At 69.7% G+C, this 22600-nt stretch carries 22 protein-coding genes; 13 read left to right on the top strand and 9 right to left on the bottom strand.

All coding sequences use genetic code 11. From position 1 onward, the window contains the following. Positions 1–150 precede the first annotated feature (150 nt). Entirely contained in the window at positions 151–480 is a 330-nt protein-coding gene (locus QSK25_RS42750) for a hypothetical protein (RefSeq protein WP_285647156.1), read from the bottom strand. Positions 481–579: 99 nt separating this feature from the next. Here QSK25_RS42750 and QSK25_RS42755 point away from each other — a divergent pair, with 99 nt between their 5' ends. Then, a complete protein-coding gene (locus QSK25_RS42755) occupies positions 580–1338 on the top strand; it encodes an SDR family NAD(P)-dependent oxidoreductase (protein WP_266043478.1) in 759 nt (252 codons plus the stop codon). 30 nt (positions 1339–1368) lie between these two features. Further along, positions 1369–2598, top strand: a complete 1230-nt coding sequence (locus QSK25_RS42760) for a cytochrome P450 (RefSeq protein ID WP_285647160.1) — start codon at positions 1369–1371, stop codon at positions 2596–2598. A 60-nt stretch (positions 2599–2658) separates the two neighbouring features. Here QSK25_RS42760 and QSK25_RS42765 read toward each other — a convergent pair whose 3' ends face one another. Continuing rightward, a complete protein-coding gene (locus QSK25_RS42765; RefSeq protein ID WP_285647162.1) occupies positions 2659–4077 on the bottom strand; it encodes an alpha/beta fold hydrolase in 1419 nt (472 codons plus the stop codon). A 79-nt stretch (positions 4078–4156) separates the two neighbouring features. Further along, entirely contained in the window at positions 4157–4597 is a 441-nt protein-coding gene (locus QSK25_RS42770; RefSeq protein WP_285647164.1) for a DinB family protein, read from the bottom strand. Between the two features lie 152 nt (positions 4598–4749). On the opposite strand from QSK25_RS42770, the gene QSK25_RS42775 reads away from it, so the two are divergent. From QSK25_RS42775 to QSK25_RS42785, 3 genes are read left to right on the top strand one after another with little or no spacing between them, the layout of a single operon-like run. Then, on the top strand, positions 4750–5073 hold the full coding sequence (locus tag QSK25_RS42775) for a 2Fe-2S iron-sulfur cluster-binding protein (protein WP_285647167.1): 324 nt from the start codon (positions 4750–4752) through the stop codon (positions 5071–5073). A 14-nt stretch (positions 5074–5087) separates the two neighbouring features. Next, on the top strand, positions 5088–5867 hold the full coding sequence (locus tag QSK25_RS42780; protein WP_285647169.1) for an SDR family NAD(P)-dependent oxidoreductase: 780 nt from the start codon (positions 5088–5090) through the stop codon (positions 5865–5867). 1 nt (position 5868) lies between these two features. Further along, positions 5869–7086: an NAD(P)/FAD-dependent oxidoreductase gene (locus tag QSK25_RS42785; RefSeq protein ID WP_285647171.1), complete on the top strand. Its 1218-nt coding sequence runs from the start codon at positions 5869–5871 to the stop codon at positions 7084–7086. Between the two features lie 15 nt (positions 7087–7101). Here QSK25_RS42785 and QSK25_RS42790 read toward each other — a convergent pair whose 3' ends face one another. Beyond that, on the bottom strand, positions 7102–7707 hold the full coding sequence (locus tag QSK25_RS42790; RefSeq protein WP_285647172.1) for a response regulator transcription factor: 606 nt from the start codon (positions 7705–7707) through the stop codon (positions 7102–7104). Positions 7708–7815: 108 nt separating this feature from the next. Between QSK25_RS42790 and QSK25_RS42795 the strand changes: the two genes are divergently transcribed. Then, on the top strand, positions 7816–8403 hold the full coding sequence (locus tag QSK25_RS42795) for a flavodoxin family protein (protein WP_285647174.1): 588 nt from the start codon (positions 7816–7818) through the stop codon (positions 8401–8403). A 5-nt stretch (positions 8404–8408) separates the two neighbouring features. Continuing rightward, the gene (locus QSK25_RS42800) at positions 8409–9416 is read left to right on the top strand and encodes a ketoacyl-ACP synthase III family protein (protein WP_285647175.1); all 1008 of its coding nucleotides are present in this window, start codon (positions 8409–8411) and stop codon (positions 9414–9416) included. Here QSK25_RS42800 and QSK25_RS42805 read toward each other — a convergent pair. The 5 genes from QSK25_RS42805 to QSK25_RS42825 form a co-directional block, all read right to left on the bottom strand. After that, the gene (locus tag QSK25_RS42805; RefSeq protein ID WP_285647177.1) at positions 9380–11203 is read right to left on the bottom strand and encodes a sensor histidine kinase; all 1824 of its coding nucleotides are present in this window, start codon (positions 11201–11203) and stop codon (positions 9380–9382) included. The genes QSK25_RS42800 and QSK25_RS42805 overlap by 37 nt on opposite strands. Positions 11204–11242: 39 nt before the next feature. Further along, positions 11243–13513, bottom strand: a complete 2271-nt coding sequence (locus QSK25_RS42810) for a sensor histidine kinase (RefSeq protein WP_285647178.1) — start codon at positions 13511–13513, stop codon at positions 11243–11245. 99 nt (positions 13514–13612) lie between these two features. Beyond that, positions 13613–14257, bottom strand: a complete 645-nt coding sequence (locus tag QSK25_RS42815; RefSeq protein WP_285647180.1) for a hypothetical protein — start codon at positions 14255–14257, stop codon at positions 13613–13615. A 26-nt stretch (positions 14258–14283) separates the two neighbouring features. After that, positions 14284–16545 (bottom strand): TOMM precursor leader peptide-binding protein, encoded by a 2262-nt coding sequence (locus QSK25_RS42820; protein WP_285647182.1) that lies wholly within the window; start codon positions 16543–16545, stop codon positions 14284–14286. Beyond that, positions 16542–16700, bottom strand: a complete 159-nt coding sequence (locus tag QSK25_RS42825; protein WP_285647183.1) for a hypothetical protein — start codon at positions 16698–16700, stop codon at positions 16542–16544. Before QSK25_RS42825 ends, QSK25_RS42820 begins: the two co-directional genes overlap by 4 nt. Positions 16701–16937: 237 nt before the next feature. Between QSK25_RS42825 and QSK25_RS42830 the strand changes: the two genes are divergently transcribed. The 6 genes from QSK25_RS42830 to QSK25_RS42855 all read left to right on the top strand — a co-directional run bounded on the left by QSK25_RS42830 (position 16938) and on the right by QSK25_RS42855 (position 22538). Beyond that, a complete protein-coding gene (locus QSK25_RS42830; protein WP_285647184.1) occupies positions 16938–17747 on the top strand; it encodes an AfsR/SARP family transcriptional regulator in 810 nt (269 codons plus the stop codon). A gap of 159 nt (positions 17748–17906) precedes the next feature. Beyond that, positions 17907–18158 carry an acyl carrier protein gene (locus QSK25_RS42835; protein WP_285647185.1) on the top strand — a complete coding sequence of 84 codons (252 nt, stop codon included), beginning with the start codon at positions 17907–17909 and terminating at the stop codon, positions 18156–18158. A 29-nt stretch (positions 18159–18187) separates the two neighbouring features. Further along, on the top strand, positions 18188–19123 hold the full coding sequence (locus QSK25_RS42840; protein ID WP_285647186.1) for an aromatase/cyclase: 936 nt from the start codon (positions 18188–18190) through the stop codon (positions 19121–19123). Between the two features lie 225 nt (positions 19124–19348). After that, the gene (locus QSK25_RS42845) at positions 19349–20062 is read left to right on the top strand and encodes a hydroxymethylglutaryl-CoA lyase-like TIM-barrel protein (protein WP_285647187.1); all 714 of its coding nucleotides are present in this window, start codon (positions 19349–19351) and stop codon (positions 20060–20062) included. Continuing rightward, positions 20059–21327, top strand: coding sequence for a beta-ketoacyl-[acyl-carrier-protein] synthase family protein (locus QSK25_RS42850; RefSeq protein ID WP_090059926.1), 1269 nt, complete (start codon positions 20059–20061; stop codon positions 21325–21327). Before QSK25_RS42845 ends, QSK25_RS42850 begins: the two co-directional genes overlap by 4 nt. After that, positions 21324–22538, top strand: a complete 1215-nt coding sequence (locus QSK25_RS42855) for a ketosynthase chain-length factor (protein WP_285647191.1) — start codon at positions 21324–21326, stop codon at positions 22536–22538. The genes QSK25_RS42850 and QSK25_RS42855 overlap by 4 nt, the downstream gene beginning before the upstream one ends. The last annotated feature ends 62 nt before the right edge of the window (positions 22539–22600 follow it).

Below are 22600 nucleotides of genomic sequence, written 5' to 3' on the forward strand. Positions count from 1 at the left end.
CCCGGCCTCGAACAACGCGGCAGCGGTCTCCCGCTGCCGCTCAGACAACGAACTTCGTGGATGCACCCAACCGCTCCCCGGAAAGTCGGAACTGGATTCCCAGTCCAAGTTCCGGGGAGCGGTTCAGTGTGGCGCCCCCTTCGAGGTCTTTCACCCGAGCCGCTGGGCCACGATGCTGATCGCCGCCTCACGCGCCGTCGTGCCGTTCTCGAGGCGCACCACGGCTTTGCCGTTGCTGACGAACTCGTCGCCGCGCAGCACCGCGTCCTGCTCGATCTCGATCGTGCCCGGCGCCTCGGTGAGTTCCTCGTCGATCCGGTAGCTGAACGTGTCGGGCCCCGTCTGGGTCCACGTCCCGGCTCCCCTTCCGCCCACGACCAGCAGCGCTGTGCCGTCGCGGGCGAACTCGAACTCGCTCTCCGTGGCCCCGCCGGGCCTGCCGACCCGTGCGCGCCACCTGCCCACCGCGAGGATTCCCATGCCCTCCAGGGTTTCCGCTCGACCTAGACCTGGACTCAAGGTTCAACCAGCAGGGTGGACGGTGACTGCACTGCCGAGTGGAAAGAAGCTGGAGGCGTCATGTCGGACGCACCATTTGCCGGACAGCAGGTCGTCGTGACGGGTGGGGGAACCGGCATCGGCCGCGCGGCGGCGCTGGCGTTCGCCGACCTCGGCGCCGCGAACGTGATCATCACCGGCCGCCGCGAGAGCCGCCTCACCGAGGTCGTCGCCCTGCACCCCGCGATCACCGCCGTCGTCGCCGACGTGACGACCGACGAGGGCGCGCAGAAGGTCGCCGACGCCGTGAAGCTGGGCGGCGGCAAGGTGGACGTGCTCGTGCACAACGCAGGGATCTTCCGCTTCACCCCGGTCGCGGGCTTCGACCTCGCGACCGCCCGTGACGTGCTGGAGACCAACCTGGTCGGCCCGCTGGTGCTGACCGCCAAGCTGTTGCCGCAGCTGACTTCGCCCGGCGGCAGCATCGTGTTCGTCTCCAGCAACGCCGGGCACATCGCCGTGCCCGGTGGTGGCGTGTACGGCGCCAGCAAGGCCGCCGTGGACAGCCTGGTCCGCAGCTGGGCCCTCGAACTCGCACCCCAGGGCATCCGCGTGAACGCGGTCGCGCCGGCGGCGGTGCGCACGGAGGTCTACGCGGCCAACGGTTTGAGCCCCGAGGAGGTCGAGGGTTACTTCGGCTTCCAGGCCTCGCAGACGCCTCTCGGGCGCACCGGTGAGGTCGACGACGTCGTTCCGTGGATCACCCGCTTCGCCGAGCCGGCGAGCTCGTGGGTGACCGGGCAGGTCATCACGCTCGACGGCGGCGCTGACCTGGCGTGAGCCAACCTTTCGACTAGGAGGAAGACCCAGATGACCAGCACCGCCGAGCCGGGTGTGGACACGTTCCCGTACAAGCGCCAGTGCCCGTTCACCCCGCCTGCGCAGTACACGCAGATGGCCGAGGAGGACGTCGTCGAGGTGACGCTGACCGGGTCCGGTCTGCGGATCTGGACGATCAGCGGCTACCACACCATCAAGCAGCTGCTGACCGACCCGCGGATCAGCGCGTCGCGCAAGCACGACAACTTCCCGTTCTACTTCATCGCGCCGCCGGAGTTCCGCACCGAGACGTCGTTCATCGGCTACGACAACCCGGAGCACACCAAGACCCGGCGCAAGGCCGCGGTGACGTTCACCAACCGCCAGGTGAAGCGGCTGCGCGGCCGCATCCAGGAGATCGTCGATGAGTACATCGACAAGATCCTGACGATGACGCCGCCGATCGACTTCCACCGCGAGTTCTCCCTCGCCGTGCCGATGACCGTCATCTGCGAGCTGCTCGGCATCCCGCAGGACGAGCACGACTTCTTCATCGAGCACGGCACCTGTCTGCTCGGCGGGCACTCGACGCCGGAACAGCGCCAGGCCGCGATCGTCGAGGTGAACGCCTACGTCGACAAGCTGATCACGTTGAAGGAGAAGGAGCCGGGCGAGGACCTGCTCTCGCGCGCGATGGCCGAGTACGCGGCCTCGGGCGAGGAGTACACCCGCCGCGACCTCTTCAACATGATCCGGTTGCTGATGAACGGTGGCCACGAGACCACCGCGTCGATGCTGTCGCTCGGTACGGCGGCGCTCCTGGAGCACCCGGACCAGTTGAAGCTGCTGCTGGACGACCCCGAGGGCATGATCGAGCCGGCCGTCGAGGAACTCGTCCGCATCGCCACCATCGGTGACACGGCCATCCCGCGGGTCGCGCTGGAGGACATCGAGATCGCCGGCAAGACGATCAAGGCCGGCGACGGCATCCTGTGCCTCGGCCTGAACGGCAACCGCGACCCGGAGATCTTCCCGGAGCCGGAGAAGCTGATCCTGGAGCGCGGCACCCGCAAGCACCTCGGGTTCGGGCACGGGCTGCACCACTGCATCGGTGCCGACCTCGCGCGCCTGGAGATGCAGTTGGTGTGGACGACGCTGTTCCAGCGCATCCCGTCGCTGCGCCTCGCCAAGCCGTTCCTGGAGATCCCGCGCAAGGAAGGCGCCGTGATCTACGGCCTGTGGGAGCTGCCGGTCACGTGGGACATCCCCGCGGAGGACTGAACCGGTTCGCGAAAGGGGCCCCGCACCTTCCGGTGCGGGGCCCCTTTCGCGTTGCTGTGCTCAGTCCTTCGGGATGTCCGGGCGCTTCACGTGGCCGGGGATCCTGGTGTGCTTGGTGGCGGGCAGCACGCCGTCGACGAGGTAGTCGTCGACCAGGGCGTCGAGCGCGGCGTTGCCCGCCAGCCCGTACACCTCGTGGTCGCCCGAGTCCTCGATGAGGACCAGCGGGTGGTCGAGCAGCGCGGCGAGTTCGATGCCGCCCTCGACGCGGTCCATGGGGTCGCCGTCGGCCTGCACGACGAGACCCTTGGGGTAGCCGGGCTGCGCGAGCTTCGTCGGCGGCTCCAGGCTCTCGAACGTCCGGAACGCCCCGACCCACGGCTGCGCGCGCAGCACGCCGTACCCGTACGGGTGCTCGGCGCGGTGCTTGCGCACGTCGGCGTAGTAGACCTCCAGGTCCTGCGGCCAGTAGGTCTCCAGCGTGATGGCCTCCAGCACACCGACCCGCAGGTCGCCCTCGGAGTCCTGCGGCCGCCAGGTGGCCTGCCCGACGATCAGCGCCCGCGCCTTCTCGTAGTTGGCGTCCTGCAACGTGGTCCTGAGGTCGCCGATGAGGTAGCCGAGCGAGTCCCACTGCGCCCGGTCCGTCGACCGCGTCCCGACCGCGCCGTCGAACAGGGTGCGCAGCTGGACCTGGTCGCCCTCGTCGAGCTTCGCGACCACGGCCTCGATCTCGTCGATGACGGCCTGGCGCGTGGTGCCGAGGTGGAAGTGCCCGTCGCGCTCAGCCGTCCAGTCCGCCCACAGCGCGACGTTGCGGTACACCGCCTCGGCCTGCGTGACGAACTGCTCGCGCCAGGTCCACTGTGGATTGATGCACGAGTCGAGCACCGTGCGGTCGACGCTCTCCGGGAACATCGTGCCGTAGACGGCGCCGACGTACGTGCCGTACGCGTACCCGACGAACGAGATCTTCTCCTCCCCGAGCACAACCCGGATCAGATCCATGTCCCGCGCGGTGTTGCGCGTGGTGATGTGCGGGCGCAGCTCGCCGCCGGCCTTCTCACACCCCAGCTCGCGCAACCGCATGTCCTCGGCCAGCTGCTCGAACAACGAGTCCGGCGGCCGCGAGTCGAACGGCGCCTTGGGAATCGTCACCTCGCTGTAGAGCTTGGTGGACTCGCCGTACCCGCGCGGGTCGAACCCGATGAGGTCGTAGGCCGTCCGCACCCGCTTGCCGAGGCGCTTGATCAGCCCGAGCCCGTCGCCACCGTCGCCACCCGGGCCGCCGTTGACGGCCAGCAGCACCCCGCGGCGCCTGGCCGGGTCGGTCGCCTTCAGCCGGGCGATCGCGATGGTGAGCTTGGGACCGTCCGGGTCGGAGTAGTCGCGTGGCACGACGACGGTCGCGCGTTCAAGGCCGTCCTCGAACGGCGGTGACCAGTTCACCTGCTGGTCGTAGAACTCCTTGAGGGGCACGGTGGAACCTCCGCGTGTGGATGTGCGCCGACACCGCAGAGTCGCAAGGTGGGCTCGAACGGCCCTGGAACCTGAGAACTCAGCGGCCGGTCGAGCCGTCGATCAGCTCGCGGATGATGTCGGCGTGCCCGGCGTGCCGGCCGGTCTCCTCGACCATGTGCGCGAGCCGCCACCGCACGTCCTCCGCAACACTCCCGTCGAGCACCTCGTTCGAAGCCGCGACCACCTCCCGGTAGCCGGCCACGACGTCCGCGACGCTGTCACCGGCGGGCACGTGGAACGTCGCCTTCCAGCTGCGCGGCTTCACCCCGAGGAACGTGGCCCGCTCCACGAACGTCAGGTGCCGCACCAACCCCAGCAGGGTCGTCCCGGACGGCACCATCGCGGTCCGCACGGCGGGTTCGGGCGCGCCGTCCACCTTGGCGATCACCGCCTCCCGCAGGTAGTCGAGGAACCCGCGCAGCACCTCGGTTTCACTCCCGCCGGTCCTGGGCGGCGGCTGGTCACGTTTCCCGGGCATGGCTCGATCCTGCGTGGACACCCGCCCGAACGCACGCGAACTTGCCGGAACAGCAAGCCCCTGAACGCTCAAGGTGGTCTCCACCACGTGCAAAGCGGGGACGGTCAAGGTGAACCACGTCCGGCGAGCCGCAGATCCGTGGGAGAACTGCCATGCCAAAGATCACTTATGTAGCGCACGACGGTGTCGAGACCGTCGTCGACGTTGCCCAGGACGACACCGTGATGCGCGGCGCGGTTCTCAACGGCATCAAGGGAATCGTCGCCCAGTGCGGCGGCGGTGCCTCTTGCGGCACGTGCCACGTGTACATCGATCCCGAGAACACCAAGCCGCTGTCCCAGATGCACCAGGTCGAGGACGAGCTCCTCTACTTCACGGCCTGCGAGCGCCGCGAGAACAGCCGCCTGAGCTGCCAGATCCCCGTGACCGAGGAGCAGGACGGGCTCGTCGTGCACATGCCTGAGAAGCAACTCTGAGGGAGAGAAGAAGCATGAGCCAGCGACGGGTCGCCCTGGTCACGGGCGCTACCAGCGGTATCGGGCTTGAGGTCGCGCGCAGCCTCGGCAAGGAGGGGCACGCGGTCTTCGTCGTCGCCCGCAACGCCGAGAACGTGACGACCACGGTGAAGCAGCTCAAAGAAGAAGGCATCGAAGCGGACGGCGCGGCGACCGACGTGACGTCCACTGAGGACATCCGCAACGCCGTGCGGAAGGCCGTCGACGCCTTCGGCCCCATCGAGATCCTCGTCAACAACGCGGGACGGGGAGGCGGCGGCATCACCGCCGAGCTCGACGAGGACCTGTGGCTGGACGTCATCGACACCAACCTCAACGGCGTCTTCCGCTTCACCAAGGAGGTCCTCTCCACCGGCAAGATGGTCGAGCAGAGCTGGGGCCGGATCATCAACATCGCCAGCACCGGCGGCAAGCAGGGCGTCGTGTTCGCCGCGCCCTACTCGGCGTCCAAGCACGGCGTGGTCGGCTTCACCAAGGCCGTCGGCATCGAGCTCGCGAAGTCCGGCATCACGGTCAACGCCGTGTGCCCCGGCTACGTCGAGACCCCCATGGCCGGCCGGGTGCGCCAGGGCTACGCGAACCACTGGGGTGTCACCGAGGAAGAGGTCCTCGAGAAGTTCAACGCCAAGATCCCGCTGGGTCGGTACAGCACGCCGGAAGAGGTCGCCGGTCTCGTGACGTACCTGACGACGGACACCGCGTCCTCGATCACCGCGCAGGCGCTCAACGTCTGCGGCGGGCTGGGCAACTACTGACATGCGCGGCGAGTCGGTAGTCGTCGTCGGGGCCGGGCAGGCGGGCTGCCAGGTCGCGGTGTCCCTGCGCGAGCAGGGACACCGCGGCCCCATCACGCTCATCGGTGACGAGAAGGCGCCGCCCTACCAGCGGCCGCCGCTCACGAAGGCCTACCTGGCGGGGGAGACCGACCTCGCCGGGCTGGTGCTGAGGCAGGACTCGTACTACGACGACCACGGCGTCAAGCTCATCAAGGGCGAGCGCGTCATCGGGGTCGACCGGCAGGCACGGGTCGCGGTGCTGGGCTGTGCCCGCACGGTCCGCTACGACCACCTGGTGTTCGCGACGGGCGCGCGGCCGCGGCCGTTGCCGATCCCCGGCGCCGAGCACGTGCTCAACCTCCGCTCGGTCGCCGACGCGGACGCCATCAAGGAACGCCTCGAAGGCCAGATCGGACTCGACGTCGTCGTCATCGGCGGCGGGTTCATCGGCCTCGAATTCGCCGCCGTGGTCCGGAAACTGCGCCACGAGGTGACCGTCGTCGAGGCGCAGCCGCAGGTGATGCAACGGGCCGTGTCCGCGGCGACCGCGGAACAGCTCGTCAACCGCCACCGCAGCGAAGGCGTCCAGATCCTCACCGGAACGGGCGTGGCGGCGGTCAAGGAAGGCCTCGTCGAACTGACGGACGGCACGGTGCTCGTCGCCGACCTCGTGGTCGCGGGCATCGGCGTCATCCCGAACACGGAGATCGCGCAACGGGCCGGCCTGGCCGTCGACAACGGCATCGTCGTCGACGCCCACCTGCGCACCGTCGACCCGCGCATCCACGCGCTCGGCGACTGCGCGCGGTTCGCCAGCACGCACGCGGGTGGGCTCATCCGCCTGGAATCGGTGCAGAACGCCACCGACCAGGGCACCACGGTCGCGGCGGCCATCCTCGGCAGCGCGGAGCCCTACACCGCCCTGCCGTGGTTCTGGAGCGACCAGTACGACGTGAAGCTGCAGACCGCGGGCCTCACCAACGGCCACGACCGCACGGTCACCGTCGGCGACCCGGCCGAGGGCAAGTTCTCGGTGTTCTGCTTCAAGCGGGGCAGGCTCATCGGGATCGAGGCCTACAACCGCCCCATCGACTTCCTGATGGGCCGCAGGATCCTCGAGAACGGCAACGCCCTCACGCCCGAGATCGTCGCCCAGCCGGGCTTCGACCTGCGCGCGAGCCAGCAGAAGGCAGCCTGACGGATGCCATCCGCCTCACAGCCACCCGGCTTCCTGGGCGATGCGGATGGCGTCCACCCGGTTGCGGCCGTTCAGCTTGGTCATGATCGTCGTCATGTAGTTGCGCACGGTGCCGACCGACAAGGACAACGCGACAGCGATGTCAGGCGAGTCGGCGCCGTTCGCCGCGAGCCGCAGGACCTCCAGCTCGCGGTCGGTCAGCGGGCACTCGCCGCGGTCCCACGCGGCCAGGGCCAGCTGGCTGTCGACGACGCGTTCCCCGGCGGCGACCCGGCGGATCGCGTCCGCGAGCTCCGTCGGCGGCGCGTCCTTGAGCAGGAAGCCGTCCACACGGGCCGCCAACGCCCTGCGCAACGTCCCCGGACGACCGAGCGACGTCAACATCAACGTCCTGACCTGCGGCATCGTCTCGCGGATCGTCGTCGCGGCACTCAGTCCGTCGAGGATCGGCAGGTCGATGTCGATGACGCAGACGTCCGGACCGTGCTGGCGCGCGGCCGGCACGATCTTGTCGCCCGAACTCACCTCGGCCACGACCTCGATGTCCGGTTCCAGGTTGAGCAGCGCGATGAGAGCACCGCGCACCATGTGCATGTCCTCCGCGAGCAGAACCCTGATCATCGCGCCCCTCCGCGCGACACCATATCTCCCAACGTTCATGTCGCGCTCCACGCCACATCAAGGCGGCCCGGCAAGGGTGGACCGAGCAACCTCGCGAAGGGATGCGTCATGGAACGCGGCGTCAACCTGACGGTCGTCTACTACTCCTCGACGGGAACGATTCACCGGATCGCCTCGGAGATCGCCGAGACGGCCGAGAAGAACGGCGCCGAGGTGCGGCTCGTGCGAGCCGCGGAACTCGCTCCCGAGGCCGTCTGGCGGTCGCGGCCCGCCTGGGCCGGGCACCTGGAGGCGACCAGCGACGTTCCCGTCGCCGCCGTCGACGACGTGCTGTGGGCCGACGCCGTCGTCTTCGGCACGCCGACCCGCTTCGGCAACGTGTCCTCGCAGCTCAAGCAGTTCATCGACACACTGGGGCCGGCCTGGTTCAGCGGCCTGCTGGCAGACAAGGTCTACAGCGCCTTCACCTCCGGCGGCAGCCTGCACGGGGGCATGGAGACGACGCTCGTGTCGATCTACAACATGGTCTGCCACTTCGGCGGGATCATCGTGCCGCCGGGCGGTGACCTGAACCCCTACGGCACCTCTCACGTGCTGGGCGCGGACAACCTGCCGGTCGACGACATCGCGTTGCGGCAGGCCCGAATGCAGGCGGAACGCGTCGTGCGGGTGGCCCGCGCGCTGAAGGAGGTCTGACCGCGGTGCGAGTCAAAGATGTCTTCGTCAACGGCAGCGGTGTGCGCCTGCCCTCGACGCTGAACGTCGCGGACGCGATCGCGTCGGGGGACTGCGAGCCGAAGCTCGTCGCGCGCACGGACGTCGAGTCCGTCTCCGTGTCCCCGCACGAGTCCGCGGCCGAGATGGCGGTCGAGGCGGCACGGGTCGCGTTGGCGCGCGCGGGTTCGCAACCCGACGACGTCGACCTGATCCTGCACGCCACCACCTACCACCAGGGCCAGGACCTGTGGCCGGTCGGCTCCTACATCCAGCGCGAGACGGTCAGGAACTCCTGCCTGGCGCTGGAGATCCGGCAGATGTCCAACGGCGGCCTGGCCGCGATGGACCTCGCCGTCTCGTACCTGATCGCCCGTCCCGGCAGGGATGCCCTCCTCACGTCCTCAGACCGCTTCTGCCTGCCCGGGATCGACCGCTGGAGGACCGACCCCGGAACGCCCTACGGCGACGGTGCGTCGGCTCTGGTGCTGTCCACCCGGGGCGGCTACGCGAAGCTGCTCTCGCTGGCCATCAACGCGGACAGCGATCTCGAACCGCTGCACCGCGGCGACGTGCCGTTCGGCCTCGCGCCCTTCTCGCACCGCATCCCGGTGGACTTCGAGGAGGCCAAGCACACGTTCAGCCGCGAGTTCGGGCTCTCCTACGGCATCAACAAGGCCAACGCGGGCCAGGCGCTCGCCGTCGAGCAGGCGCTGTCCGACGCCGACATGAAGATCGGCGACGCGGACTGGGTGATCCTGCCGCACTTCGGCAGGCGCCGCCTGGACGTGAACTACCTGCGGCCGTACGACATCGAGACGGACCGCACGACGTGGGCGTGGAGCCGCACGGTCGGGCACCTCGGCGCGGGCGACCAGTTCGCGAGCTTCGACCACCTGGTGACGACCGGCAAGGCGAAGTCGGGCCAGCGGATCGTGATGTTCGGCGTCGGCGCCGGCTACAGCTGGGGCTGCGCGGTCATCGAGATGCTCTGACGCGGCAACGGGATCTCGGCGCGCAGCCGGTAGGTGTGCTCGGGCGTGAGGCCGGCGTGCAGGTCTCCGCCGAGCGCCCGCACGCGCGTGGTCAGGTTGCCGATCCCGCTGCCGTCGGCGGACCTCCGCTCCCCGGCGGGCACCCCGTCGTTGACGATCTCCAGCGCCACCAGTCGATCCGACGTGGAAAGCCCGATGTCGCAGCGCTCGGCCTTGCTGTGCCGCAACAGGTTCGTGACACCCTCGCGCAGCACCGTCGCGAGCGTCCCCGCCACCTCCGGGGGCACCTCGCCCGCGTCGACCCGGACGTCGACACCCGCCACCGCCAGCAACGCGCGTGCCGACGCGAGTTCCTCGTCGAGCGACAGCTCCCGGTAGCTCAGGGCCACCGACCGGACGTCCGCGAGCGCCTGCCGGGCGATGTCGCGCACCTCGGCGAGCTCCCGGCGGGCCTGCACGGGGGAGAGCCGGTGCGCCAGCTCTGTCTTCAACGTGATCGCGGACAGGCTGTAGCCGAGCAGGTCGTGCAGGTCGCGCGCGAACCGCAGCCGCTCCCGCGTGACGGCCGCCGTCGCGAGCTCCTCGCGCGCCTGCTGCAGCTCGGTCACCATCGACCACAGCCGGGTCAGCGCGTAGAGCACCAGCCCGTGGTTGGTCGCCGCGATCATGCCCCACGCCACGTCCGTGAACGGGTTGCCGGCGACCACGTGCACGACGCCCTGGCTCGCGACCACGAGCCCGAACGCGGCCCAGCCGGGTCGCCGGGGGAGCACCAGCAGCGCCGCGCCGCCGGCGAAACCGGGGACGCCGCCCGTGAACGGGTTCCCGGTCACGAGCTGCGGGCCGAACACGCACAGGGCGATCCCGGCGAGCGCCAGGCGGGGCGTGCGGGGCAGGACCGCCAGCACCAGGACCACGATCACCGCACCGCTCACCGCGCAGACCGCCATCACGCCGAGGTCGTACGACGCGAGCAACGTCGCCATCACGCCGTACCCGATCACCACCGCCGTGAGCAGCACCCGCGGGAACAGCGCCGGGATCGGTGCCGCCGAGGACGACGGCGGGTCGCGGTAGCTCGACGCGACCACGCGCACGTCCGCCAGCGCCTCGCGGGCGATGCCGATGATCCGGGTGATCGCGGACCCGCTGACGATCCGGGTCTGCCGCACGATCGTGGTCAGGCCCTGTCCGAGCAGGTCCTCCAGGTCGCGGGCGAACGCGAGCCGCTCGCGCGCCACCGCGAGGTCGGCCAGTTCGGACCGCGCGGTCTCCAGCCGGTCCACCAGCGCGGGCAGCCGCGACAGGCCGTAGACGGCGAGGCCCGCGGTCAGCGTGGACGCGAACCAGTACGCGAGCACCCCGGCGGGCGCGCCGAACGAGACCTTCGTCAGCGGGTTGGCCGCCGCGACCAGGCCGAACACCACCCACCGCGCCCGCCCGCGCACCACCAGCAGGGAACTGCCGGCGAGGAACCCCGGCATGCCCGCCCACGCCGTCTGGAAGAACGGCACCGGCGCGAACACCAGCGCCGCGAGCCCGCCCAGCGCCAGGTGCGCGCGCCGGGACGTCAGGTCCGTGCCCGGCCGTGAGAACACCCCGAGCTGGAGGTACCCGATCGTCCCCAGGCAGGCGAGCGAGCCGGCGACCCGCCCCGGCGTCGCGCCCGCGTCCAGCACGTAGAGGAACGCGTTCGCGAGGTAACCGGCGAACACCACGCTGATCACCGCGAACGCCAGCCGCCGGGACACCGATGAGTGCCCCGGTCCCGGTGACTCGGCCGTCATGGGCAGGCATGATGGCACCCGGAACGGCCGGCGGGGTCCTCAGTTGAGCGGCAGGGGGATCTCGGCGCGCAGCCGGTAGGTGTGCTCGGGCGTGAGGCCGGCGTGCAGGTCACCGCCGAGCGCCCGCACGCGCGTGGTCAGGTTGCCGATCCCGCTGCCGTCGGGTGAGCGGCGCTCGGTGGACGGGATGCCGTCGTTGACGATGTCCATCGTGACCAGGTGCTGCGAGCTGGAGAGCACGATCTCGCAGTGCTCGGCCTTGCTGTGCCGCAGCAGGTTCGTGACGCCCTCGCGCAACACCGTCGCGAGCGTCACCTTCACCTCGGTCGGCAGCTGGTCGCACGCGTCGATCTTCACGGTGACCTCGATGTCGGCCGCCGAGAGCAGCGCCTGCGCCGACTGGGTCTCCTCGTCGAACGACAGCTCGCGGTAGCTCAGCGCCACCGAACGGACGTCCGCGAGCGCCTGCCGGGAGATCTCCAGGACCTCGGTCAGCTCCTGGCGGGCCCGGCCGGGGTCGAGCGTGGCCAGCCGGTGCGTGAGCTCGCTCTTCAACGTGATCGCGGACAGGCTGTAGCCGAGCAGGTCGTGCAGGTCGCGGGCGAACCGGAAGCGCTCCTGCGTGACCGCCGCCGTCGCCAGCTCCTCGCGCGCCTCGTGCAGTTCGGTCACCATCGACCGCAGCCGGGACAGCGCGTAGATCACCAGGCCGTGGTTCGTGGCGGCCATGACGCCGTACGCCATCTCGACCGCGCCGAACCCGTTCGTGCCGAAGATGACGCCCTGCGAGATGACGACGGCGAAGAACGCCGGCCAGCCCGCGCGGGACGGCAGCAGCAGCGCCGCGGACCCGGCGAGGAACCCGGTCAGGCCGAGGTACGGATCGCCGTAGGTGAGCTGGGGGACGTAGACGAACGCGGCCATGCCCGCGAGCACCGCGCACCGGGTGACCAGCGACAACCGCAGCCGGGGGCGGCTGGAGACACCGAGCACCAGGGCGACCGTGCCGACGAGGCCGATCGCGGTCAGCACGATCCCGGTCCCGCCGATCCGGGCGAACTCGTTCAGCACCAGCGTCGTGGTGGTGAGGAGGTATCCGACCACCACCGACGTGAGGAGCACCTGCGCGAACGTCGTCGCGATCGCCGGGCGCGCCGGGCGATCGCCTTCCTCCTGCTGCCGTTCCGGTGCCGAGTCGGCCGGGACCTCGGCGTGCAGCCGGTAGGTGCCGTCCGCGCCGGCGTGCGCGAGCAGCGAGCCGCCGATGGCGGTCGCGCGGTTCGCGAGGTTCGTCAGGCCGCTGCCCCGGTCGGTGCTCACCTGAGCGGGCGCGCCGTCGTTGACGATGTCGATCGACACCTGGCCACCGGTGCCCGTGATGGTGATCTCGCACCGGGTCGCCTCGCTGTGCCGCAGGAGGTTCGTGACGCCCTCGCGCAGCACGGTGGCGAGCACGGTCTTCGACCGCGGCGACAGCTCGGCGTGCTCGGTCTCGATCGTCGCCCGCACGCCCGCCGCCGTCAGCACGGACCGGGCGGACTCGATCTCGTCGGTCAGCGACAGCTCGCGGTAGCTCGACGCCACCGCACGAACGTCCGTCAGGGCCTCGCGGGCGATGCCGAGGATCTCCGCGAGCTCGCGCAGCGCCCGGTCGGTGTGCTCACCGATCAGCTTGCGGGCGAGCTCGACCTTGAGCGTGATCGCCGAGAGGCTGAACCCGAGCAGGTCGTGCAGGTCGCGGGCGAACCGCAGCCGTTCCTGCGACACCGCGAGCTCGGCCAGTTCCGACCGGACCGACTCGAGCTGCCGCACCAGCGACGGCAGCCGCGACAGGCCGTAGACGACCAGGCCGGCGACGGTGGCCGAGACGACGTAGTACACCTGCCCGACCAGCGGCAACGTCGGCACGAAGAAGGACTGGATGACACCGTTGCTGAGCGCCACCAGGCCGAACGCGAGCCAGCGCACCCGGTTGGGCAGCACCAGCAGCGCGCTGCCCGCGAGGAACCCCGGCATGCCGGGCCACGCGGCGGGGAAGAAGAACATGGGCACGTAGACGAGGCCCGCCAGCGCGCCGAGCGCCAGGTACGCCCTGCCCGAACGCAGGTCCGAACCCGGCCGCGAGAACACCCGCAGCTGGAGGAACCCGATCGAGAGCAGGCAGGCGAGCGAGGCCGCGATGCGGGGGAGCGTCGCCGACACCTGCAGCACGTAGAAGAACGCGTTGCCGAGGTAGTTGGCGAAGACCACGCTGATCACGACGTACGCCAAACGACGGGACACGGACGAGCGTTCCTGTCGTAGCGTCACAGCAGCTCCCACGCGAGGGTCGGGACGCGGCCATGATACGGGCGCTTCCTGGGAAATCTCGCGTTTTGCGGTCCGCGATCGGAGCAACATGGCGATGGCTCAACACCTCTGGACGACTGCGAGTCCGGCCCCCGCCAGATAAGCGACCACATCCGCGACCAGCGTCTTCTCCACCTGCAACGCTTCCGCCACCTGCGCGATCGTGCTCTCGGTGTGCAGCAACGACTTCGCGATCTCGGTGGCCGGGGCGCTGTGCAGGATCACCTGGTAGGAGAGGCCGGGACAGGCGAGCGCCTGGTCGCCGTTCAACCGTTCGATCTCGGTGCGCGGCCGCATCGTGACGACCTCGTCGTCGCCGATGTGCGGCAACGCGAACACCGCGTCCCTCGTGACCGCCACGACCGAGAGGATGGGCCCCGCGCCGTCGTTCAGGCCGAGCGACGGCACGAGACAACCACCCAGTTGGTCGAGCGTGTTCTTGAGCTTGCGCCAGATCAGGCACGGCCCGGAGCCCGTCTTCCACCGCACGAAGTTCTCGTGCAGCGCGGAGATGTTCTCCAGCGCCACCGGCCCGAGCGTCATCCGGTGCAGTGCCTCGCGCACGAGCGGGCTCGTGTCCGCGATCTCGATCGCACCCCATCTGCCGTGCACGGTCAGGTGCTCGACGCCCTCGTCCACGAAGGCGTCCTCCAGCAACGACCACAGCGGCCGGCCGGCCGGGACGTGCGACTGCGTGGGCACCACGGCGCCTCCGCTCTGGCAGGTGTGCATCACATGAACAACGGGATCGGGTTGAGCTCTTCGTAACAGCGAGGACGGGTCAGCCGTCCCAGTTCTACCGGCACGTCGTAGAGGCGCCCTTGAGCGAACCTCGACCAGAAGTGCCGCAGGCCCGGCACGACCACCCTGACCACCGGCAGCCCGATGTCGGGCCTGGTCTGGTCGAGCACGAGCACCTCCATGCCGCGGTCCTCCAGCAGCTGCTGGATCGCGCGGATGTCGTCGGTCAGGTCGCCGCGGAACGTGTAGCCGTGGTGGAACACGTCCCGGGGCGGCGCGGCGGGGTCCGGCGCGAGCCACGGGTGGTCCACGAGCCGGGTCGTCTCGAACCAGCGCCTCATGTCGACGTCGAACGTGGTGAGGTCCACCTCGCCGCACACCATCGGCATGCACTGGTTGAGCTCGGCGAGCGCCCGGCGCACGGCGAGGCGCGGGTCGAGGTGCGCGCCGCAGCCGAGCATGATGTCCTCGCGCTCGCCGCCCACCCGTCGTGAGAGCGCGACCATCGTGGGGACGCCGAGGTCCGCCGTGACGTCGAGGACCCACACCTCACGCCCGAGGCCCGCGTGCACCTCGCGCAGCTCGCGGACCCACGGGTCCTGCATCGAGTCGAGGTCGATCCCCGGCACGGGCGTGCGGTTGTACCACCAGATGGCGACCGCGTCCCGTTCGACGAGCTCGAGCAGCCCTTGCAGGACCGCGTCCTCGACGCTGCTGCCGGCCGCACAGCCGTTGGAGTTCGACACGATGCTCGGCGGACAGGGGGCGCCGAAGTAGACCATGCCGGTGGGCAGCAGCTTGTGGCGTCGCTCGGTGAGGGACCAGAGCGGGGTCCAGTCCATCGTCTCGTGCTCGTCGAACGGGGTGGTGACGTACTGGAAGTCGGCGTGCTCGGCGTTCCAGGTGTCGCGGTCCGCGAACTGGCGCGGGTGGAACTGCTGCACGGTGTCGGGGTGGATCGCGCGCTCGCCCAGCGAGGCGTAGCTGCCGCTGACCCTGGCCTCGTCGCCGAAGAACGCGCCGGAGCGTCGTTCCACGGCCTCGCACAGCGCGCCGACCTCGGCGTCGAGCGCGGTCACGCCCTTGCCGCCGGTGTCCGCGCGCAACGCCGACCGCAGCCCCTCGAGGCCTTCGCCGCCCGCCGCGATGTTCGCGCCGGAGCGGAACGAGTTGAAGAACGCCGGGCCGCCCTCGGCCCGGCGGATCTCCCGCACGATCCCGGTGACGGGACCGACGAGGTGGCGGTAGCTGTCGAGCATCTCCTGCGGCGGCGACGAGCGGTGCCCGCCGCCGTCGCAGGAGCGCTTCACGCGACTCGCGAGTTCGACCGGCTCGAACGCTCTGCGCGCGACAACTTCCTGGTCACCGCAGCCCGCGCACTGCGGGCGGTGCCGCACGTCGTGCTGGGTGACCTTCATGCTCAGGCTGTCGTAGCTCCAGATGGAGCGCTGGGTCTCGTGCCGGATCCCGGCGAGCCACTTGGCCGCCTCGACCGACGCGATCTCCATGGCCATCGCGTGCAGCGACGGCAGTCCGATGAGCGGGCGGGGTGCCGGGCCCTTCTGACCGCACCGGGCCCGCACGTGGGCCTCCGCCGTCCGGTTCGCGGACAGGCGGGTGGCGAGGCAGCGCCAGCACGGGCCGTCGCCCGGGGTGAAGAACGGGCCCACGGTCACCTGCGCGCCGACCGGCTTGACCAGCAGCCACGGCGTGCCCGCCGCGCGCTGGGCCTCGTCGATCGCTTTCAGGGCGGGGTCCAGGTAGTCCGCGCACGCCACGATCGTGAGGTCACCACTCCCCGAAGTGACCGTCAGTCCGTTGCGGCGCAGGGTTTCCGCGAGTGCGTCGGGATCGACGTCGCCGACCGCGACCACGGAGACGAGCGACGTCGTCGTCGCCGCCACCGCGTCGGTCGGGTCGAGCCCGGCCGCGTCCCAGTACGCGAGTGAGGCTTCCACCGCGGCCGAACAGTCCTCCGCGCCGCGCCTGCCGATGAGTCCCGCCGCGGCGAGCCGGGTGAGCATGCGCTCGACCCTGTCCGCGGTCAGGCCGGCGGGCACGTCCCGCAGCAGTGCCGTGAGGTCCCTGGTGCCGTCCAGCAGCGGTGCCAGCGCCTCGACGTGGCTGCCCTGGATCGCGGTGACCCCGGACTCCCCGATGAGGTAGACGGCCTCGCCCTGGACGATCTGCGGACGGAGGTGGCGTTTGAACCCGATCCTCTGCTCGCCGGGTTCGGCCAGTTCGGGTCTCATGCGGCGAGGACCTCGTCGTACGCCACGCAGCCCTTGCCGGAACCGGTGGTCGTGCACCAGCCCCAGGGGAACAGGAAGTCCATCGAGGCTTCACGGTCGAACTGGTAGATCTTCATGTCGTCGGAGTCGTCAATGGCGGTGGTGACGGAAGACAAGTGCTCCACGGTGGCGGTGGGGTACATGTGCATCTCCGATGTTTGCGTGTGATTTGTTGTGGGTAATCATGCGGACCAGCGGTAATGGATCGGTAGTTACCGGCTAATGCGCCCCCGTATGAAGTTTTCATACCCGGCACGGGCAGAACTCACCTGACATCGATGGCCTGTGCACTAACGCGCGACCGTTGGGCCGAGCAGACTAATCCCGTGCTCGGAACCGAAGGAGGGGTCGCGATGCAGATCAAGGTCCTGGGGCCCGTCGAGGCCAAGGTGAACGGTCGCTCGGTGACGCCCACCGCGGCCAAGCCACGTCAGATCCTGGCGCTGCTCGCGCTGCACTCCGGGCAGGTCGTGTCCGTCCCCACCCTGATCGAGGAACTGTGGGGCGACCGTCCGCCGCGCAGCGCCCGCACCACCCTGCAGACCTACATCCTGCAACTGCGCAAGCTCATCGGCGACGCGCTGCCGGCGTCCGGTGAGGGCGCGGCGAAGGAAGTGCTCGTCACCCGGTACGGCGGCTACCTGCTCGACGTGCCCGAGGAGGCCGTCGACGTGCACGAGTTCGAACGCCTCTCGCGCGCGGGCCAGCAGGCCTACGACGTCGAGGACTTCGCGTCGGCCTCCCGGCTGCTGCGCCAGGCGCTCGACATGTGGCGCGGCGCCGCCGTCGTCGACGTGCGGCCCGGCATGCCGCTCGGCATCGAGATCGTGCGCCTCGAAGAGGCCCGGCTGGGCGTGCTCGAAGCGCGCATCGACGCCGAGCTGCGGATGGGCAAGCACAAGGCGTTGCTGAGCGAGCTCTCCGTGCTGACCGTGCAGAACCCGATGAACGAGAACCTGTGCGCGCAGTACATGATCTCGCTGTTCCGCGCGGGCCGGCAGTGGCAGGCGCTCGACGCGTTCAAGGCGTTGCGCAACACCCTGATCGAGGAGCTCGGCGTCGAACCGTCGTCGCGCCTGCAGACGTTGCAGCACGCCATCCTCACGTCCGACCCGCGCCTCGACAGCGCGGAAACCAGGCAGCTGCAACGCCTTCTCGCTTAGATCGAGGCTCCAGCGGCCCTCGCCACACTGTGGCGGGGGCCGTTTTTGCTTGTCGCGCAACGGTTTCTTCGAGAATCTCTCCACCGAGTCACAGCCGTGCGCTGGCAACCTCAGTCGTGGGCGCGCGGAAATCGCCCGCTGGAGGAAAGGAAGCTAGCCGTGAGCGCACTGACCATCGAGGGCCTCAAGGAGATCCTCAACGAGGCCGCGGGCGACGACGACTCGTTCAAGCCCGGCCAGGACATTCTCGACCTCCCGTTCCTCGAGCTGGGCTTCGACTCCCTCGCCCTGCTGGAGACGGTCGCGCTGATCAAGCGCAAGCACGGGGTCTCCATCGCCGACGACGAGATGGCGTACCTCGAGACACCGCGCCAGTTGCTGGACAAGGTCAACGGACAGATCGCGGCCTGACGCCGGCGACTCGGGATACGGAGACGGACATGACGCACACCACCACGCACACGGTCATGATCGGGGCTCCCGCCAAGGTGGTGTACGACCTGGTCGCGGACGTGACGACCTGGCCGTACATCTTCGGACCCACGGTGCAGGCCGAGGTGTTCGAACGGGACGGCTCGACGGAGCGGTTGCGGTTGCACGCGTTCGCCAACGGTGACGTGCGCACGTGGACGTCCCGGCGCGAGCTCGACCCGGCGAACCTGCACATCTCCTTCGAGCAGGAACGCTCGGCGGCACCCGTGAAGACGATGGGTGGGGAGTGGCGGATCGTCCCGATCGCCGACTCGGCGACTCGGGTCGATCTGCTCCACCACTTCACCGCGGCGCAGCCCGAGGCGGTCGAGGTCATCCTGAACGCGGTCAACAACAACAGCGACGCCGAACTCGCCGCTCTCAAGCGGGCGGCCGAGTACGGCGACGACTACGACAAGCTGGTGCTGTCGTTCTCCGACAGCATCACGATCCACGCGAGCCGCAAGGACGTCTACGAGTTCCTGTACCGCTCCGACCTGTGGCCGGAACGCCTGCCGCACGTCGCGCGGCTGGACCTCACCGAGGCCGTCACCGGGGTGCAGTCCATGGAGATGGACACGCGCAGCCCGGACGGGTCGATCCACACCACCCACTCGGTGCGGGTCTGCACCCCGTACGAGGGCATCGTCTACAAGCAGACGCACACGCCGCCGATCATGGCGGCGCACGTCGGCCGGTGGACGTTCAAGGACATCGGCGACGGCATCGAGGCCGGCATCGAGGCGACGTCGCACCACACCGTCGTCATCCGGCCCGAGGTCGTCCCCGAGGTGCTGGGTGCCGACGGGACGATCGAGCGCGCTCGCGAGCTCATCCGTCACGCGCTGGGCACCAACAGCCTCACGACGCTCCGGCACGCGAAGGAATTCGCCGAGAACGGATGAGGACGGGGTGACGCGATGGGGTTGGGTGGCGCGGACTTGCTGACAGCCGCTGCACGCGCTGCAAGCCGCAACGGGCTTTACGTGGTCTCCATGTACCTGGAGAAGGCCGCGGTCGAGCACCAGCGCAAGGGTTGCCCTTCCGAGGTCGGCCACTGCGCGTACGAGATCGAGGCCTCCCGAGTGCTGTTGTCGGGCTTCTGACCGTTGAAGCGCGAGGGGTTCTGGATGAAGCTCTACGACATCTCGCTGCGCCGCACCAGCCAGTCCGTTTCGGACAGACTGGTCGCGGCGCGGCGCCTCGACGCGCTCGGGGTCGCGTTCGTCGACGGAGGAAGGCCCGCCCGGTCGTTTTATCACCGGGCGGCGATCGAACTCCGGTTGCGGGTGGCCACCCTCATCGCTTCAGGTGGTGCGGAAGACCTCACCGCATTGCTGGCCGCGGAGACCCCCGCGGTGGCGGTTGTCGTGCAAGGGCACGGCCTCTCGATGGTCAGGGAAGCCGTGCGTCAACTCGTGCGCGCCGAACGACGAGTGGTCGTCGAGGCGCGGGACTTCTTCGACGGCTGGCTGATCGACCCCGAACACGCGTTGGAGGTCGTGCTGACAGCCGCCGAGGCCGGGGCGGAAACCGTGTTGCTGCACGACACAGCGGGCAAGCTGTGGCCGGACCAGATCGGCGAGATCGTCTCCTCGGTCGCGGAAACCGGTGTGCCCCTTGGTTTTGGTTGTCACGACGAGGGCGGAGCGGCCGCGAAGCAGCTGTTCGCGGCCGACGCGGGGGCAGGACTCGTACAGGGGTCCTACGCCGTCGTTCGAGGTGGCCTCGATCGGGCCGTTTCACCATCGGTTCATTCGGCAGAGACAGGTGTCGCTCCCGTGCCCTGTCCGAGATTGGAGCAGACCGTGTCCGCACAGAAGGCGATTGGAGGTGTCCGATGAGTCGTCGCGCCGTCATCACCGGGGTGGGCGTGGTCGCACCTGGTGGCATCGGAACGAAGGCGTATTGGAAACTGCTGTCCGAAGGGCGTACGGCGACTCGCAACATCACGCACTTCGACGCGTCTCCGTACCGCTCCCGCATGGCGGGGGAAGCAGATTTCGATCCAGTGCGCGAAGGCCTGACACCGCAGGAGATCCGCCGGCTCGACCGCGCCGCGCAGTTCGCCGTGGTCGCGGGTCGTGAGGCGATGTCCGACTCCGGCATCGAGTTCGACCAGCTCGACCCCGGCCGCATCGGTGTCTCGCTCGGCACCGCGGTCGGCTGCACGACCTCGCTGGAGCGCGAGTTCATCGTCGGCTCCGACCGGGGCAAGTACTGGGAGGTCGACCAGTCCTACGCCGTCCCGCACCTCTACGACTACTTCACGCCGTCCTCGATGGCGACGGAGCTGGCGTGGACGGTCGGCGCGGAAGGCCCGGTCTCCGTGGTCTCCACGGGCTGCACCTCCGGTCTCGACTCGGTCGGTTACGCGGCCGAGCTGATCATGGAGGGCTCCGCGGACGTCGTCGTCACCGGCGGCACCGAGGCCCCGCTCTCCCCGATCACCGTGGTGTGCTTCGACGTGATCCGCGCGTCCAGCACCCGCAACGACGACCCCACCACGGCCTGCCGGCCGTTCGACAAGACCCGCGACGGCCTGGTGCTGGGCGAGGGGTGCGCGATCATCGTGCTGGAGGAGCTGGAGCACGCCCGTGCCCGCGGCGCCCACATCTACGGTGAGATCGGCGGCTTCGCCTCGCGGTGCAACGCCTACCACATGACGGGCCTGCACCCCGAGGGCATCGAGATGTCCGACGCCATCAACATCGCGCTGAAGCAGGCGCGGGCGGACGCGACGGACGTCGGGTACATCAACGCGCACGGGTCGGGCACGAAGCAGAACGACCTGCACGAGACGGCCGCCTTCAAGCGTTCTCTCGGTGCGCACGCCTACAAGACCCCGGTCTCCGGCTTCAAGTCGATGATCGGGCACTCGCTGGGCGCGATCGGGTCCCTGGAGATCGTCGGCTCGCTGCTGGCGTTCGAGCAGGACCTCATCCCGCCGACGGCGAACCTCCACGAGCCGGACCCCGAGTGCGACCTCGACTACACGCCGCTGGTCGCGCGCGAGAAGAAGGTCAACACGGTCCTGACCGTGGGCAGTGGTTTCGGTGGATTCCAGAGCGCCATGGTGCTCAAGAAGGTGGAAGGGGCAGGCCGGTGACTCGGGCGGTGGTGACGGGAATCGGCATCGCGTCTCCGAACGGACTGGGGCCGACCGCGTACTGGCGGGCGACCCTGCACGGGGAGGCGGCGATCAGGCCGATCACCCGGTTCGACAGCGCGAACTACTGGGCGAAGATCGCCGGTGAGGTGCCCGGCTTCGAGGCAGGGCGGCACCTGCAGGGCCGCCTGCTGCCGCAGACGGACCACATGACGCGGCTGACACTCGTCGGCACGGACTGGGCGTTGCGTGGTGCGGGCGTGCAGCCCAACGACATCCCGGACACCGACATCGCGGTGATCACCGCGGCGACGGCGGGCGGGTACGAGTTCGGCCAGCGCGAACTGCAGAAGCTGTGGCACCAGGGCCCGGAGTACGTCTCGGCGTACCAGTCGTTCGCGTGGTTCTACGCGGTCAACACGGGTCAGATCTCGATCCGGCACGGCACGCGTGGTCCCGGTGCGGTCGTGGTGTCCGAGCAGGCCGGTGGCATCGACTCCATCGGGCACGCCCGCCGGCAGCTGCGCAAGGGCGTGCAGCTGGCGCTGACGGGCGGCATGGACTCCTCGCTGTGCCCGTGGGCGTGGGTCGCCCACCAGGCTTCGGGTTGCCTGTCCCGCAACAACAACCCGAAGCGCGCCTACCTGCCGTTCGACCGCGACGCCTCCGGGTACGTCGCGGGTGAGGGCGGCGCGATCATGGTCGTCGAGACGCCGGAGTCGGCGGCGGGACGGCCGGGGACGCGCATCTACGGCGAGATCGTCGGATACGCCTCGACGTTCGACTCGAAGATGCCGTCGCGGGAGCCGGGCCTGAAGCGCGCCGCGGAGCTCGCGCTGCGCGACGCCGGCATGGACGCCTCGGAGATCGACGTGGTGTTCGCCGACGCGGCGGGCATCCCGGAGCTCGACAAGGCCGAGGCCGACGCGATCAAGGCCATCTTCGGGCCGTACGGTGTGCCGGTCACGGCCCCGAAGACCATGACGGGCCGCCTGTTCGCCGGTGGCGGCTCGCTGGACGTGGCGTCGGCGATCCTCTCCATCTACTGGAGCGCGATCCCGCCGACCGTCAACGTCGAGAACGTGGTGCCGGAGTACGAGCTCGACCTCGTGCTGAACGAGGCGCGGCACGGCAAGATCAAGGCCGCTCTGGTGCTCGGCCGCGGCAAGGGCGGCTTCAACTCCGCCATGGTGGTTCGCGAGTACAGGTGATGTCATGCCTCGAGGGCCGCGGGGGTTTTCTCTCTCGCGGCCCTCGAGCCGTTTCTGGAGGC

Source organism: Lentzea sp. NBRC 102530, from assembly GCF_030269365.1.
Classification (GTDB): Bacteria; Actinomycetota; Actinomycetes; order Mycobacteriales; family Pseudonocardiaceae; genus Lentzea.